Source organism: Thalassotalea sp. SU-HH00458, assembly GCF_040362795.1.
In the GTDB taxonomy this organism is placed as follows: Bacteria; Pseudomonadota; Gammaproteobacteria; order Enterobacterales; family Alteromonadaceae; genus Thalassotalea_H; species Thalassotalea_H castellviae.
The window spans coordinates 381,239-398,785 of the sequence record NZ_BAABWW010000003.1 but is presented as its reverse complement, the minus strand read 5'-3'; the positions used below and the strand labels follow the sequence as shown (position 1 = coordinate 398,785).

The following is a 17,547-nucleotide window of genomic DNA, read 5'->3' as shown; positions in this document are numbered from 1 at the left end:
TTTTAATGTGTTTTTATTAATAATCTTCATTTCATAACAAGGATATAGATTGATGAGTGGTCAAAGTTTTTTAATTCAGGAAACGGTCAATAATATATTGTCTAGCTTACCTGATACTTTAAATGGTGCTTCTGTAGTATTGAAAGAGAATACCTTAGCTAAGCGGTTTAATGTTAGCCGAACCACAATTAGAACCTCTATCCAAGAATTAGAAAAACTGGAGATTATCCAAGTTGATGGAAGTATTAAAACGGTTATTCGTTTGCCTGAAGCGTCTGATTATTTTGATATCAGTGATCAAGTTTCAACAAAAGAAGAAATCATCGAAAAATATTTCCTTGATTTGATCAATAAAGGCAAATTATTACCCGGCCATAAATTTTCTGAACTAGAATTAGCCAAAGCTTCTGGTTGTAACACCATTACCGTTCGAGAGTTTTTAATCAAGTTTTCTCGTTTTGGCTTAATTGATAAAAAACCAAGAGCTAAATGGCAAATGGTAGAATTCGACGAGAAATTTGCCACTGAATTAGTAGAGTTTCGTCGTATTCTTGAAATGAATTCAATTACCAAACTTATTGCTAAGCCACAAAGTGATCCTGCATGGAAGCAATTAAGTGAGCTATTAGATGATCATAAAGAGGTCTTAGCTGACTTTGATAATAGATACCTTGAATTTAGTAAGCTTGACAGTCGTTTACATTATATTATTCAAGAAGCATCAGAGAATAGATTTTTTATGCAGTTTTTCGATGTGGTTTCACTTATTTGTCATTACCATTATCAATGGGATAAACATGACGAGCATGAAAGAAACTTTGTCGCGTTAAATGAGCATATAGAGATCCTTACCCATTTACTTGCTCACAATACCTCAGGTGTACTTAATGCGATGGAGAAACATCTTAATACTGCTAGAGAGACATTGTTAGGTTCAGCAAGCGGCCTCAAGTAATATTAAATCATTTTATAAAAGAGCATCAGTCTTTCTTGATATTGACTGATGTTCCAGATTCCCACTATTTCTACTTCTAAATTGAATTTTCGTCTTTTGTGTCTATTGTTATACATAGGGAAAGACGTCTCTGATGCCTTCAATAATATTGCATAGGGTAAATGATTTTAGTCAATCAACAGAGCCAAGTAGAGGAAGTGGTTTGAATAATATACTTCTCAATAGAGGACATAGGTACAGTTTTTTGCTGTGTGGATTGCTATCAGTTTTACTATCAATTAATGTTAAAGCAAGTAATGAAGTCACTGTTTTTAGCTATCCGTATGTTGCAAATAATCAAGGAATTTACAAAAGTTATAATCACCAATTGTTATTATTAGCACTCGAAAAAACGGTTAAAACTCATGGCCCTTTTTCAATGAATTACATTCAATACCAAATGAACGAAAAGCGCAGGAGAATAGAAGCGTTAAAAAATACTCACCCTAATTTTATTATTTCTATAGTAGGTGACAAAAATACCTTTAGTCAGTTTGCCTATTCTCCATTCCCAAACGATTTAGGCTTATTAGGTTTTCGCTTTCTGTTACATCATAAAGACAACTCTGGACATTTTTCGCATGAAACAACATTAGAGCAGCTCCAACCGTTAGATGTTGTGCAGGGGGAAGGATGGTTTGATAGTGATGTGTTACGAATGAACGGTTTTCATTCAGTTATGGAAGTTCCATCTCGATCAATTGGCCAAATGATCAGCTTTAAAAGGGCAGATTTGTATTTTAGTTCGTTGGTCGATGTAGACAAATCAAGAGGGGGAGAAGTTATTGTCAACCCAAACGTAATGTTGTTCTATTTATCTCCGCGATTTTTTGTCTCGGCAAAAAAAAATAGCGCAGCGATAGAAAGGATATATACAGGGCTAACTCTAGCGTATCAGGATGGTAGTTTAGAACAATTAATGGATAATACCTTTTTAGAAAAACTAAAAAAATTCAAGATATTAAATCGAAAGGTTCTTGAATTAGAAAACAAAAATCTTGAAGGGTTAGATCAACGATATTTTCTATGGAGAGGGGCGTCAAAAAGTTATATAGACACTCGTACTAATTAACACAGAAAAGTGTCTACCTTGGTCATTATAAGGCTTTTTCGTTTGATTATGGGCAGATGAATATCGTTATCTAGCCTGAAATAATTTTAACACTGACTTTATTGTGTTATTAGTAATTATCCGCCAAGATAAGTTTCATCATAACGTTTGTAATCTTTATGGTTATATAAATGCTTTTTGATATTTTTGGCCTTACCTAAGTTTTTCAACACTTTTTTTCCAGACTTTGTTTTCCAGTGAGGGTTATCTTTGGTCAATGGTGGTAATTTTTTCAATAATTCATCAAACTTCTTTCGCATTTTTGCATATTTTGGTTTGCCGTCTACTAGTTCATAACCATAACCAAAACGATTTTCCCCAGTAAAGTAAAAACGACCCCGAGGCATGTGCATTATATGATTTACCACTTCTAACATGTAATTTTTAGTACGTAACAATTGTGATGCGGCTGCGTAGCCATATATCCATTCTCTGTGACTTTCTGTTGCTCCAGTGTAAAAAGACACTAAACTTTTACCATCAAACCGGTATCCTTTAGGGACATATTGCCAAGCGTTCGCATAGTCAATGAGGGTAGGGGTGATATCTGAAAAATCAGATAATTCATCAGTAGGACCACGTTTTTTTATGCCCGCACCTGCCGCTATATGAACAACATGAGAGCCACGTTCTACACCTCGAGTTTTTGCTGTCACAGCTGTGCCATTGTCAGATAAAAATATGATCACAGTATTATCAGCAATACCTAAATCATTTATTTTAGTCACTACTTGGCCAACTTTTAGGTCAAGGTACTCAATTAGTGATTTGAATCGAGCTTGATTTTCTTGTTGTGCATGTTTTGATTTTCTCGCTTTTTTATTACCTAAGTCACCAGGATTACCCCTTAATGGATTTGTAGGCATACCTGTACGAGTACCATGGGGAGCAACAGTTGGCCAATAGGCGAGAAATGGTTTACCGGATTTTGCATTTTTCTCAATAAACTCCATGATAAAGTTAGCTTCGATATCAAGGCCATAATCTTGAGGGCCTGTATCCATCAACTTGCCATTTTTAACGTAACTGGGGTGCCAGTAACGAGACGTGGTTTTTTTATCCTCCATGAGTCCGGTAAATTTTGGAGAACCGGTTAATTTAGCTATTTCTTTCGGTCCTTCCCATAACGCATATTCGTCGAATGCTAATGCTTTATCGTAAGGCATCTGCATCCCCGCATGCCATTTACCTGTGATTGCTGTGGCATAACCGGCATCTTTTAAAATTCGGCCAAATGAAATATTGTCATTGTATACATTTTCTCTAGAGTCTCCTGTCCATATTTCATTGGTGTATACACCTGTAGTTGTTGCATAACGCCCCGTCATTATTTCCACGCGAGATGAAGCGCATTTTGCCGTTGCATATGCCGTTTTAAATTTAACGCCACGCTCAGCAAGTAAATCTATATTAGGGGTATTTGCCGCGCCTTTTTGACCGTAAGTAGTGAACATGTCTGGGCTTACATCGTCAGCTAGAATTAAGACGATATTGGGCCGATTATCTGCAGCAGATATTGAGTGACAAATGAGTAATGCAATACTGGCTAGAGTGATTTTAATTAATTTCATATTGACCCTATTGTTTCCACTTTTGACTGGTAACCGTTACTGGTTTATCCCATTCAAGCGCCTGTCTCTTGCGGTATTTAGGATCGTTATCTTTGGCGGGTTGTGTTTTAGCGAAAGCTATAAGGGCTTTTTTAGCGGCAACAATTTCAGGCTTGGTACTATTAATTAAGTTTATTTTTTCTTCGGGATCATTGTGTAAATCGACGAGCTTTTCATAGCCGTATTCTGGCGATGATTTTACATATAATTTGTATCGTTTATCTCTAATCACTCTATCACGAAATACGAACTTATTTTCAACACCATTTTCAGATACTCTTGCTTCGTTTCGTCCACCCATAGACATAATAGAAGAACGCTTACCATCAGTTGTTTTAGCTAATAAGTAATCAGCAAAAGACTTTCCATCTAACGTGTAATGCTTCGGTATATCGGTGTTAGCCAAGTCGGCAAATGTCGGTAAAATATCAGTAAAATCAATTAACGTATCACTAACAACGCCTTTAGGTACTAAACCTTGACCACTGACAATAAAAGGGGAGTTTATACCGTTTTCTGTGGTTTTAGTTTTTCCGCCTCTAACCATTCGACCGTTCATACGCCCTTTGATGCTTCTATTAGTGCCGTTGTCGGTTGTCCAGATAATGATGGTGTTTTCAAGTTCATCTAAAGCTTCAAGACGATTGACCATTTTGGCTAATATTAAATCGGCATATTCTACCATGGCTTTATGTTTGTCCATTTTGCTTTCAACTTTAGTGCTATGCGGGGTTGTTACATAGGGAGAATGAGGTAAATTCATCGCGAAATAGGCAAACCAAGGCTGAGCTTTATTGTCATCAACAAAATCTAGAATAAAGTCTGAAAATATATCTTCACCAAATTGACCTTTATAGGTTTTACTGCCTTTTTTAGTATGAATGTAAGGGTCCCAGTAACGTTCAGCACTAGGTTCATTGCCAGTTTCATAACCAGTCCACATGGCGTAATCATCAAAACCATGTTTAGTCATGGCTTGGGGTTCAACGCGAAAATCATTTACCTGCCACTTTCCTGCGGCAACCGTAGCATAACCCGCATTTTTCATTACTTTGGCGACACTCTGGTTTTGGCTCCAATCTAAATAGGCTTGTCCCCAACGAGGTGTATCCCAGTGATTAACCCAACCATTTCGGTGTGGGTATTGCCCAGTGATTAAAGATACCCGCGATGGTGTGCATTGTGGATGAGACCAAGCATTATCAAATCGAATACCTTTATCAGCAAGTTTATCAATATTTGGTGTACTAATATCTTCAGCTCCGTAGGCACTGACCCATTCTTTTCCCATATCGTCAGCAAGGATAAAGAGTATGTTAGGTTGGTTACTTGTGTTTTTATTTTCTGTTGCATTAGCGGTATACGAAAGAGCTAATAAACTACAAAGCCTTAAACTCACCTTGAGTAAGTGCTTTACTTTTAGCATTATCCAATCCTTTTATTGTGCTTTGCTTATAAAGTACACTATTGTCGATTGATGCTGTTGTTGTCAATGTATAATCGACTTGTATGCACCGAAATCTATTAATTATCTATTATTAACTACTAAGAATCCTAGATTTTACCGATGTATAAAGCTATGAGTTTATTTTTATTTGCAATAACCCTTTGGTTTTCTTAACAGCTTGATTAATAAAGTTAATCCCTGTTGATTTTAAATTTTATATGAGATGTATCTTTATCTATCGATGAATTTTATTGTGTTTATTCTTTACAAAATACACCTGTTGTTTTACATTTTAGCATCGCTTTTATATTAACTGTTGAATATAGGTTTTGTGCTATAGAGCAATAAAGCGGAGTATCAATACCACTTATAAATTGAAAAATTTTATTAAGAAGAAGTTGGAAAAATAATATGAAGAATTACTTCAATCACAGTGCTTGTATGTTAGTTACATGCAGTGTTTTAGTGTTATCGGCATGTGGTGATAACGCCACTGAAAAATCATCAAGCATTGATGTTGTTAAGCAGCAAAGTCAAGCAGTTGAATTTTATGTCTCTCCTCAAGGACAAGTCGGCAATAAAGGGACTGAGAGCTCACCTTTTGCTAACTTAGCTACAGCGCGTGATGCCATTCGCGCTTTAGATGATGCTAAACGTCAGCAAGACATAACGGTTTGGCTTGACGGTGGTACATATACGTTAAGCGATACCTTGGTATTAAACCGTCAAGATGGTGGTGTCGGCGAGCACTTTGTTCATTACCGTGCAATCGAGAATGAAACACCTATTATCTCAAGTGGTAAAGCAGTAAATGATTGGAAACAATTAGAGACAGAACTTGAAGGATTACCTGAAATAGCTAAAGGCAATATCTGGGTAGCAGATGTCACACGTGAAGAGTACGGTAGATTTACTGCAATGTTTGCTGGTGATAAACGTCTTAATAGAGCACGTAGTGATCGTTTTGATGGTGTGAAACCAACAGGGTATGAAATAGCAGACTCACGTAATGTGATGCACAAAAAAGATCGTCATTTATTACGGGAAATACGTTATGTAGAAGGTGCGCCAATTCGTGATTGGAAAAACCTTGATGATATTGAAGTGTTCTTTAACCCGGTTCCTTGGGCACTTAACTTTTTACCGCTAGAGTCAATTGATTTAGATGCACGTTTATTAACACTTAAATACGAAGCGAATGCGCCAGCTTTCTCTCAAAAGAACCCTTGGGCGGTTATTGAGAATGCTGTTGATTTTATCGATGAACCAGGCGAATGGGCTCATAATAGCCAAACAGGAAAACTATATTATTGGCCACATGATAACCAAAAACCTCATGATATTACTATTCCTCAATTAAAAGAGTTGGTAAGGATTGAAGGTGACATAGATTACGATGGCCCAGTTGATAAACCAGTTAAAAATATCAGTTTTGAAGGTATCACATTTACTCAAGCAAAGCGCTCTACATGGCATGAAGATCATAAAGGCTGGGGGATTCAACATGATTGGGATACCTTTGATACGGGTAATGCAATGTTGCGTTTTCGTGGTGCTGAAAATATGAAAGTAATTGGCAGCCACTTTACTAATTCAGCAGGCTCAGCGATTCGTTTAGACTTACATGCACAAAATATTACCATCAAAGATAACTTAATTGACTATGTTGGTCATATGGGCGTTTTACTTGCAGGATACGGCCCAGGTACAAAAGATGTTAACCATCACAATACAATTACCAACAATATTATTCATCATGTAGGCGAGATTATCTGGCACGGACATGCGGTATTTGCTTGGCAAAGTGGTAGCAATACCATTTCAAATAATTGGATACATCATGTGCCACGTAAAGCGGTAGGTGTTGCTTCACCACGTATACAAATATTGATGAAAAAGCATGAAGACTTTGATGAAGCCGCTAAAACCATTCGTTGGAATGAAATGGACTTAGATGTTGAATGGACTGACGATACCCAAGCGCACTTTATGCCGTATCTTCACAGTAAAAATAACATTATCGAAAATAACAAAGTAACGAAAACCTTATTACAGCTCCATGACGGCGCCTCAATTAATATCTCAGGAGCAGGTGAAGGTAATATTATTCGCCATAACTACATCTATGATGTTGATTATATTGGTGCACGTACTGATGATTGGCAACGTGGCACTACTACAACGCAAAACATTTTTGAAAATGCCGGTACGGGGATAGTCCATAAAGATTACAACCACATTACGAATAATATTTTTATCAATACTAACGGTGAAGCCATCCGTATGCGTGCTTTTCCACGTCAATACTTCAAACCTGAATCTATCATTCAGCACAATATTTTTACTAAAGGAAGAAGAGACCCATACGGAGCAAGAGACTTATGGAATACTGCAGAATTTTTTGCTACTAAAAAAGGCACAAAAATGATCCCATATGAATATTTGCTAGATAACAATACCTTCGCATTTGAAGGTGCTGATGAGTTTTTAAAACCTCATCAAGAAAACGGTGTTGAGCTAAATTCAGTAACCACAGTGCAACAGCAATTTGTTGACGTTGCCAATAGAGACTACCGTTTAGTTGAAGGCGCTAAAGCACTTGAAACTGGCTTTAAACCATTTGATGTTAGTTTAGACTCTTTTGGTGTTACTAAAGATTATCCAAAGCACTTGCTGAAATTAGACCGAGATACTATGCAGTGGGGCGGTGAAACCTTACTTCATGGCGGTTTAGAAGGTGTGAAAAAGAATGTGCATTAGTATGCTTTAAGTAAGCTTAAAGCCTATATTGAAAGGCAAAATTAAATTTTGCCTTTCAATCCTCTTTTCTTCTATTTCATAGAGTAAATTATTAGCGTAAATCTATGTAAATATTCTAGTATGCCAAAAAGTCTTAATATAACTTCAATGTATGTGAATTATTGATAAAGTCAGGTGCAATAATGGATGTGATTTTGAAAAAATTTATAAATCAAGGTGTTATAGCTGCTAATAGATTTGGCTATGGTGCTTGTCGTGATGAAGTAATACTAGCAAGTGTTGCTCCAATTAACTGGTTAAAATCACAATTACAGCCACCTACCTTTAGTGATGAATTTCCAACATCTGAAGAGATTCTACAGCAACATTTTAAATTCACACAAAACAAAAATAGTAAACGTAAAACAATCAATAAGGTGTCAAAAAACTACGCTAGAAAGGCATTAGTTGATATGTCGGCTGATACTATTATGAGAACGATTAATAGTTCCAATAGTGTTAGTTGGAAGTTACTCGATTTTTTTTCAAATCACTTTAGTGTGAGTGCTAATGGCAGGTTAATGACAGGGCTCGCGGCGACTCTTGAAAGAGAAGCAATTGCACCAAACTTATTAGGACGTTTCGAAGATTTATTGATCGCTGTTGAGCAACACCCTGCAATGCTTATTTATCTTAATAATGAAAGATCATTCGGTGAAAACTCCCGCTTAGGAAAAAAAAGAAAAACGGGACTCAATGAAAATTTAGCTCGAGAAATATTGGAGCTGCATACGCTTGGAGTCAATGGGCCTTATCGACAACATGATGTAACTGAGCTTGCTAAAGCCATTACAGGTTGGAGTGTTGTTAATTTAAAACGAGAACAAGGAAGTGGCTTTAAGTTTCGTTCATTTGCTCATGAACCAGGAAATAGAAAGTTACTAGGGAAAAAATATCAAGCTGGAGGTATTAACCAAGGTGAGCAAATGTTGAGAGATATTGCTGTTGACCCTGCTACCGCTAAATACATTTGTTTTAAACTTGCTCATCACTTTGTTTCAGAGCAGCCAGAGCAGACATTACTTAAAAGAATGGAAACGACGTGGCATAAAACCAAGGGCAATATTAAACAAGTGATGTTTACTTTGTTTGAAGCGCCAGAATCATGGGTAGAACAACCTCAAAAGTTTAAATCACCCCGAGAACTCTTAATTTCTAGTCTGCGGGCGTTAGCGTCAAAACCATTAGCCGACAAACTGTTGTTTAATTCCTTAATATCATTAGGACAACAGCCTTTTAATTCGGGCTCGCCAGCAGGTTATAGCGATCAAGAGAATGACTGGTTGGGAGCAAGTGCATTAATGGCACGTATCGATTGGGTTAGTCGAGTTGCGAGTTACAGAAAAAGAGTAAATGCTGAAACTATCATGAAATCAGTGCTAGGAAATACGGTCAGTGAATTGACCTATCAGTCGGTGTTACGTGCAGAAAGTCGTAAACAAGCGCTTATTTTACTTTTCATGAGTCCTGAATTTCAACGGAGATAATGATGAAAGAATGTAATAAAAAACAGCTCTTCGTAGAAACTAAAAAAAGTAGTGTTGAATCTTTAACTTTATCTCGAAGAAAGTTTGTTCAAATGGCGGGGGCAAGCTTAACTCTTTTATCTGCGCCTATGACAAGTATCAGCGCCTTAGCTAATACCAATAAAACACAGCCCAAAATTGTTTGGGTCGTATTGCGCGGTGCATTGGATTCATTACATACGATTATCCCTACAGCAGACACCGAATATAAACAATTACGACCTAAATTATCGTCTAGCTTTAAAGAGCCCTTACTCGCATTAAATAAATCATTCTCACTTCATCCTTCATTAAAAAATCTATATCAGTGGTATCAAAATAAAGATTTTATGCCAATAGTTGCTGTGTCGTCAGGTTATGACAGGCGTTCGCATTTTGATGGACAAGATTTTTTAGAAACAGGTCTTGGGGAAATTGACTATGACAACGGTTGGCTTGCAAGGGCTATTAATATAAAGAAAAAACGTGCACTTGCGCTAGCACGTTCAACGCCTATTAGCCTTCGTGAAAGTGAAGGGGTAAATACTTGGTATCCGTCTAAATTAAAATCAGCAGATGAGGATATCTACCAAGCTTTAGCTAAACTTTATCAACATGATGAAACACTCAAAAGTATTTTATTAAAAGGTCTTGAGTTAAGGGGGAAAGTAGTTGAAAGCGGCACAAACAAAAAACAGGGTAAGTTTGTCAATCTGTCTAAAGCATGCGCCAAACTTATGAGCGGTGAGCAAGGAGTTGATTGTGCGATGCTCGAACTTGGAGGGTGGGATACTCATAACAACCAAGCAAACCGTTTAGATAACAAGCTAACGGAACTTGATAACGGCTTAGCTCAATTGAAACAGGGTTTAGGGCAAGAGTGGAATAATACCGTTGTTGTGGTTGCGACAGAGTTTGGTCGTACAGCCAAAGAAAATGGTACTGGCGGCACAGATCACGGTACAGCTAGCGCATTATTTTTAGCTGGTGGAGCGATAGATGGAGGAAAAGTTGAAGGAAATTGGCCTGGCTTAGCCGATCATCAATTATTTGAACAAAGGGATTTAATGCCAACAACGGATAGTTTTGCTTGGTTGGGCACTATATTAGCGCAACATTGGCAGTTTAATGATGAAGAATTAAATCATGTTTTTCCTCACGTACTCGCTTATAAAAATAAATTGATAAGCAACCCCTAATAAACACCACAAGATTTAATGCCTAAAAGAGCAATATCACCGTGTTGGGTGAAATGTGTTTATACAAACTTTTAGTTAAGAATAATAAGGTAGAAATTTATATGGTTAGCATAGCTAATTTTTCAAAACGAGTCGTACTGAGTTGCTTTCTTTCTACAGCTTTTTTATCTGCAAATGCGTTAGCACAAACCAATGCCGAATTAATTCAAAAAGAAAATAATGTTGCTATTACCCAATGGCAAGCTATGCGTTTTGGTTTGTTTATTCACTTTGGTGCTTATGCAGATTTGGCAGGCGTTTGGCAAGGAAAACAAATTGAAAAACTGGGTGAGCAAATTCAGCGTCATGCGGATATATCACAAGAGGATTATCAAGAAGTGGTTAAACGCTTTAACCCAAAGAACTTTGATGCCGATGCCATTGTTAAACTCGCTAAACAAGCAGGCATGCGTTATATCGTACTGACGACTAAGCACCATGACGGTTTTGCTTTGTTTGACTCCAAACATACAGACTTTGATATTGTAGATTACACCCCGTATAAAAAAGATTTATTAAAAGAGCTAAGCGATGCAACCAAACGCCACGGTTTAAAGTTAGGGCTTTATTATTCAACCCCAGACTGGCACTTTAACGGCCCATCTCCTGAACGTAACCCACAAGATGGGAAAATATCTGTATTTGGCAAAGTAAGCAAAGCCAATGAAGATTATCAAGTCGCGCAACTTGAAGAGTTGATGACTAACTATGGCGATATTGTTGAAGTGTTTTTTGATATGGGCGAGCCCACGTTAGCGCAAAGTAAACGCTTTAGAGATGTGGTAAAAAAATATCAGCCTAATGCACTGATTAATGGGCGAGTGATGAATAATCAAGGGGATTTTCTCACCATGCCTGATAATCACGTGCCAGATTCACCCATTACTGATTATCCATGGGAAACCCCCGGTACTTTTTATCATACTTGGGGGTACAAATCTTGGGTTAAAGGCTTACCGCTTAAACAGCAAATTGGCGTTCAAATTAGAAAGCTTTCTGACATAGCCAGCATGGGTGGTAATTTTTTACTGAACATTGGCCCTAAAGGTGACGGTAGCATTCTTGCTTATGAAGAGGATGTATTAAAGGGCGTGGGTCAATGGGTAAATAAAAACGCTGAAGCAATTTTTGAAACTGGACTAAACCCATTTCTAAAAATGGATTGGGGACAAGTTTCTACCAGAAAAGGCGCGTTATATTTACATGTTCACCAATGGCCTAAAGACAATAAACTTGTTATTCCAGGCTTAGTGAATAATGTTAAAAAGGTAACGCCACTAACGAACCGTCAGAATAATTTGCCCGTTACTCAATCAAACGGTAACACAGTGATTGACTTGTCATCCGTTGAGCAAGACGCTTACTTAACGATAGTAAAACTTGTTTATTCTGGCGAGTTAACCGTTATTCCAAGACACAGTAAAGCTAATGCACAAGGAAATATTGTTTTAGCAGGTGTTCAAGCAACTAAGCATGGTAAGTTTGGTAAAGAAAGCTATCGTTCAATGTTAAAAGACTTTTCTCGAAGTTGGTATGTTGATGTACCTAAAGCAGGGAAATACCAAGTAAAAATCACTTATAAAATGCGCTACCAAGATAAAGACTTTATATTAGTGAATAATGCTAATGAACTTGCTTTTAACCTAAAAGGTAAGGGGGATAAGGTGGAGGTAGTACAAGCATTTGATGGTAATGAAAAAACGGATAATAAGAAAAATAATACCGGACAATTTTTACAAACTACTATAGGCGAATTAACTTTTAGCAAATCAGGTATTCAGCAAGTGATGTTAAAGCAAGGGCAACCATTTGAGCTTAAAACCCTTATGAAGGACTTTAAAGCGCAAGATATGCGCTATCGTTCAATGAATATAGAGATAGAAACAATTGAGCTTATTTCATTAAATTAATTAATGTTATTTTAATATTGCGTGTTTTTTATATTTAAAAGTCAATAAACTTATTGCTTGTTGATCATTAAGGTTTTAGACTAATAAGATCAAATTTATAAGTTTATTGAATGAATAACAGAGCATTATTATGAAAGAGTCGCATTCATTACCAAAGGTGATTTTTGGTACCAGCAGTCTAGGAAACCTTTTTGTTGAATTGGATCAGGAAACAAAAGTTGAGCTTGTTCAAGCAGCTGTTGAGAATACACCTGATATGCCAGTATTTGATAGTGCGGGTAAATATGGAGCAGGGCTTGCTTTAGAGTCACTAGGCACAGCTTTGAGTGCGCTTAATGTTGCACCTAGTGAGGTAAAAATTAGCAATAAACTTGGTTGGAAGCGAGTTCCCTTAGAAGGAGAAGAGCCAACATTTGAGCCAGGCGCTTGGATCAACCTTAAACACGATGCTATTCAAGATATTTCTTATCAAGGAATTTTAGACTGTTACCATCAAGGCAATGAACTTCTTGGAGATTACCAAGCGAGTATTGTTTCTATTCATGACCCAGATGAATACCTCGCTGCAGCTTCAGATGAAGCTGATTTAGCTAAGCGAGAACAAGATATTCTTGATGCCTATAAAGCTTTAATGGAGTTACGTGATGCCGGTTTAGTTGAATCTGTTGGTGTTGGTGCTAAAGATGTCAGTGTTATTGATTTTATTAGTGATCATGTACAACTCGACTGGGCAATGTTTGCTTGTGCTGTTACTCCTTATACACATGAAGTGTCGACCATTAAGTTACTAAATAAATTAGGGAGGCAAGAGGTAAAAGTGATTAACTCTGCTGTGTTTAATGCCGGATTTTTATTGGGCAGTGATAATTTTGATTATAAAAAAATTAATCGTGATACTCACCCTAAAGAATTTGCATGGCGTGATGAGTTTAATGCACTTTGTGACGAATATTCAATAAAGCCAGCAGAAGTCTGTGTTCAGTTTTCATTTTTATTTGAAGAAGTTGTATCTATTGCATTAAATTCAAGTTCACCAAAACGTGTTAAAAGTAATATTTTATTAACGGAAGCTAAAGTTCCTCAAGCCTTTTGGCAGGCTATGAAAGCCAAAGGGTTGATTTCACTTAACCTTAATTAACTACGATTCTGCTTATACCATTCCGCATAAAGAAGTGGTCACTTAGAACAGCATGAGCGACATTAGAATAATCAAAATTTATGAAGATATAGTTACTCTACATCAAGAAAGTTTTGTGCAATTATCATGGTGCTCATTTGTTCCCGAAGGGCGAGTTTTAAAGGCTTATATGCTGCGTTATTGAACTTGACAAGGGAATAACCATTCTCTTCAATCAATGCCTTGCCTCTAAGCCTTTAAACTCTCGTTAAGCGATCACTTTCTTATACGGATTGGTATTAGTTTAAAGAGTAGGTTTTGTTATTGTCTGCTCTTTAACTGATGACCCTAATATTCCAACAAAAGATAATCTTTTTTTTGCACTAAACCACAATTACAATTCCTAATACCTCGCTACTTTTTATGTAAAGATAAGTAAATTGCTATGCAATTTCTTTAAATATCTTTAATATGATTTTTATAAGTAATAGTCATTAATGGTGGTGTATTTAACACATCGTTAAAGAGGAACATAATATGAAGTATACGATTTTGTTTTTGAGCTTAATGTTTATTTCAAATCAAGCTCAAGCGTCGAAGCAACCAAACATTGTAGTTATTCTTTCTGATGATGCAGGTTTTGAAGAGTTTGGGCTTTATAAAGTCAAGAAAGGTGTTCCAACGAATACCCCTAATATTGACGCACTTGCAGACAGAGGCGTTGCGTTTAAATATGCATGGACACAAGCTATATGTGGTCCTTCACGTTCAATGCTATTGTCTGGAAATTATGCGATCAATACCGGGGCATATGACAACAAAATTTATTATTTAGCAGATAAACGAGATTATAAGCGTAAAGACCGATTGCCATCATTCACCAAGGTGTTAAAAGATGCAGGCTATGCGGTAACTGTCTCAGGTAAATGGCATAACCCTGCAGGTTATGACTTAGTAAAAAATAGCAAAGAGTTAGGGGTTGATAGTTATACTACTTGGTCTTCATCGCCTACAGACTATGAAAATATACTTGGTCGAAAGTTGCTTCCTGATGAAACCTGGGAGCGAAGTGCTATCTCTGATAAGCCGATTATTTCTCGATATTGGAAACCTGGCATTATAAAAAATGGTGAAGTGATCCCAACAACCATGAATGATTATGGGCCTGATATTTTCACTACTGAAATTATTAACTTTATTGAACAGCAAACAAAAGCGAATAAGCCATTTTTAGCGTATTACACTATGGTGCTTCCACATAGCTCGCATACAGTGACGCCTAATGAAGTTGCTAAAGGCAAAACGCCTTCTAATAAGCATTTTCGTAAAGGCAGCCAACAAGGCATGAAATACTTTTTATCTCAGGTAAATTACGCTGATCAATTAGTGGGTAAAATTGTCAACAAAATTGATGAGTTAGGCATCACTGACGATACTTATATTATTTTTTCATCAGACAATGGTACGACTGCATCGGCGAAAAGCAAAGCAGTGGAATACGGTGTACACGTGCCTTTTATTGCTGCTGGTGCAGATGTTAAGAAGCGTGGCATGACGGAGGAGTTAATGGACTTCACTGATTTATTACCCACATTGGCAGAGCTTGCTGGTACATCTATTCCAAAACATTTTAATGTTGACGGTCAAAGTATGGCGAATTTTTTAACCGGAAAGAGTGATGAAACTAAAGAGGTTATTTATGCTTTTCCTGGCCCTGCAACCTTAGTGAGGACGAAAGACTATTTACTTGAAGCAGTTGCGCCAATTTACGGTAAACCAGAAGGTCGCTTGTATAAAACCAATGGTAGTCATGATGGCCGTGGTTATGAAAATATTACTCATAACCCAAAATACGCAGATGTAAAAGCAAAATTTAAAACATACTTAGACGCTAAACCACATACCCTACCAGATGATTTTAATCATCCTGCATGGTCTTCAACAGAAGCAATGATTAGAGGTAGGAAGCATTTTGATAATAAAAAGCGAGCGATAAAACATTTAGCATTGCCAAAAGATTATCAATTTTACGATCCGAGCTTTTAGTTTTTTATGAGTGTCTCGATTAACTCCATTTTAAAAGTACCACACCTACAAACTGAAAGTTCAGCAATCCATAATGATATAAAATGAAAAAAGGCTCAATAGAGCCTTTTATGAAGACATTAAATTGTTGTTGATTTAGTGCTCTGTAAACACGGTCTGTTTGACCCCTATTTGATCTTTTTGAAAACCTGGTCTGACTTTACCAGTAAATGGCTGATAACTATTGGCTGGATCGTCATTGGTTAATGGATCACCCACCACGACTTTTAACTCTTCAAGCTTTGTCGTTAGTTTAGCAATAATTTTGTCACTGCCTGCTTGCTGTGAAATATCATTCATTTCCCAAGGATCATTTTTTAAATCAAACAAGACATTCTTTTTCAGTAACGGGTAATAGACTAACTTGTATCGATGAGAACGTGCCATACGTTGAAAGTGACGGTAACTTCCGTAGATATAGTCATTCATTACATCTTTTTCACCGCGTATTATAGGAAGAATACTTGGGCCTTGTAGCGTTTCTGGTGCATCAATACCGGCAAGTTCTGCTATGGTAGCAAAAATGCTATTTAAATAGAACATACCTTTGGCTTGAGTATTCTTAGGGATATCTTTACCCACCATAATAAATGGCGCGCGGATACTGTGGTCGTAAACACTTTGCTTACCGGCTAAGCCATGTTTTCCAACAGCTAAACCGTGGTCTGATGTGAAGATAATATAAGTATTATCAGCGTACTTTGATGATTCTAAGGTATCTAAAATACGACCAATTTGATGGTCCAAATGTTCAATCATTGCGTAATATTCGCCGATAAACTCTTTGGTTTGCTTTTCTGTTCGAGGGAAGGTCATTAATGCTTCATCTCGAATGTTGTAATCTCCAGCATCAATTTCAGGCATTGGCACAAAATTAGGAGGTAATGTCATATTCTCTGCAGGATATTTATCAACATATGATTGCGGTGATTGACGAGGATCATGAGGTGCAGTAAATGCCACGTACATTAAGAAAGGTTGACTATTTCTATCACCTTTTTGCTCAATATAGTTGATTGCTGCATCGGCAAAGGCTTCACTAGTATGCTGATTCTTTTGTTCTTTTTTCCAGGAAATATTGTTACCAAAGTCCGTTAACCAAGGCTTCCATTGACCACCTTTTCTAATTGGTGCCATGCCACCTTCATGAACAGCACTACCAATATCAAAAGAGCGCTTAAGAGCATTTTCACCAACATGCCATTTTCCGGTGATAAAGGTTTCATAACCAGCTTTTCTAAATGTTTCACCAAGCAGAGGATGACTTGTCTTGTTAGATTTTGGTGAAAATCCCGTCATGTGAAGGTTACGACCCGTATTGATCATTTGTCTACTTGGGGCACATACTGCGCCTGACCATGAACCCTGATTAAAAACATGGGTAAATGCCATGCCGGAATGAGCAAGCTTGTCGATATTTGGCGTGCTGATCGCTTTATTGCCTAATGCATTAATGGTGTCAATTGACTGGTCATCTGTAATGATCAAAAGAATATTTGGCTTTGTAGTATCTTCTGCAAAAGCATTTGCTGCGTCGCTTGTTATTAATAGAATGAATAAGGTCAAAACTATGGACAATGGTTTTATTGAATTCATTGTTATCTCTTGTGTATATTATTTATAGTAAACATACAGTATGTAACGAAAAAAATATATAGGTATAACAAACTGTGAGTGTAAAAGTATTGTAAAGGTGGGGCGAAGTTGGATAGCAAAGCTGAGAATGGTTAT

General features: G+C 37.0%; 11 protein-coding genes. 8 read left to right on the top strand and 3 right to left on the bottom strand.

All coding sequences use genetic code 11. From position 1 onward, the window contains the following. Positions 1–52: 52 nt before the first annotated feature. Positions 53–955 carry a GntR family transcriptional regulator gene (locus ABXH06_RS06940; RefSeq protein ID WP_353517748.1) on the top strand — a complete coding sequence of 301 codons (903 nt, stop codon included), beginning with the start codon at positions 53–55 and terminating at the stop codon, positions 953–955. Positions 956–1,157: 202 nt separating this feature from the next. Then, entirely contained in the window at positions 1,158–2,066 is a 909-nt protein-coding gene (locus tag ABXH06_RS06935; protein ID WP_353517747.1) for a hypothetical protein, read from the top strand. 116 nt (positions 2,067–2,182) lie between these two features. Here ABXH06_RS06935 and ABXH06_RS06930 read toward each other — a convergent pair whose 3' ends face one another. Then, positions 2,183–3,676 carry a sulfatase-like hydrolase/transferase gene (locus ABXH06_RS06930; protein ID WP_353517746.1) on the bottom strand — a complete coding sequence of 498 codons (1,494 nt, stop codon included), beginning with the start codon at positions 3,674–3,676 and terminating at the stop codon, positions 2,183–2,185. Positions 3,677–3,683: 7 nt separating this feature from the next. Further along, entirely contained in the window at positions 3,684–5,141 is a 1,458-nt protein-coding gene (locus ABXH06_RS06925; protein WP_353517745.1) for a sulfatase family protein, read from the bottom strand. Positions 5,142–5,573: 432 nt separating this feature from the next. On the opposite strand from ABXH06_RS06925, the gene ABXH06_RS06920 reads away from it, so the two are divergent. From ABXH06_RS06920 to ABXH06_RS06895, 6 genes are all read left to right on the top strand, one after another. Then, a complete protein-coding gene (locus ABXH06_RS06920; RefSeq protein ID WP_353517744.1) occupies positions 5,574–7,922 on the top strand; it encodes a right-handed parallel beta-helix repeat-containing protein in 2,349 nt (782 codons plus the stop codon). A gap of 194 nt (positions 7,923–8,116) precedes the next feature. Beyond that, positions 8,117–9,448: a DUF1800 domain-containing protein gene (locus ABXH06_RS06915; RefSeq protein ID WP_353517743.1), complete on the top strand. Its 1,332-nt coding sequence runs from the start codon at positions 8,117–8,119 to the stop codon at positions 9,446–9,448. Beyond that, positions 9,448–10,665: a DUF1501 domain-containing protein gene (locus ABXH06_RS06910; protein ID WP_353517742.1), complete on the top strand. Its 1,218-nt coding sequence runs from the start codon at positions 9,448–9,450 to the stop codon at positions 10,663–10,665. Before ABXH06_RS06915 ends, ABXH06_RS06910 begins: the two co-directional genes overlap by 1 nt. Positions 10,666–10,766: 101 nt before the next feature. Beyond that, positions 10,767–12,614 carry an alpha-L-fucosidase gene (locus ABXH06_RS06905; protein ID WP_353517741.1) on the top strand — a complete coding sequence of 616 codons (1,848 nt, stop codon included), beginning with the start codon at positions 10,767–10,769 and terminating at the stop codon, positions 12,612–12,614. A 130-nt stretch (positions 12,615–12,744) separates the two neighbouring features. Then, a complete protein-coding gene (locus tag ABXH06_RS06900) occupies positions 12,745–13,752 on the top strand; it encodes an aldo/keto reductase (protein WP_353517740.1) in 1,008 nt (335 codons plus the stop codon). A gap of 516 nt (positions 13,753–14,268) precedes the next feature. Further along, positions 14,269–15,777, top strand: a complete 1,509-nt coding sequence (locus ABXH06_RS06895) for a sulfatase-like hydrolase/transferase (RefSeq protein WP_353517739.1) — start codon at positions 14,269–14,271, stop codon at positions 15,775–15,777. Between the two features lie 135 nt (positions 15,778–15,912). On the opposite strand, the gene ABXH06_RS06890 is transcribed toward ABXH06_RS06895, so the two are convergent. Beyond that, a complete protein-coding gene (locus ABXH06_RS06890; RefSeq protein ID WP_353517738.1) occupies positions 15,913–17,412 on the bottom strand; it encodes a sulfatase family protein in 1,500 nt (499 codons plus the stop codon). Positions 17,413–17,547: the final 135 nt, after the last annotated feature.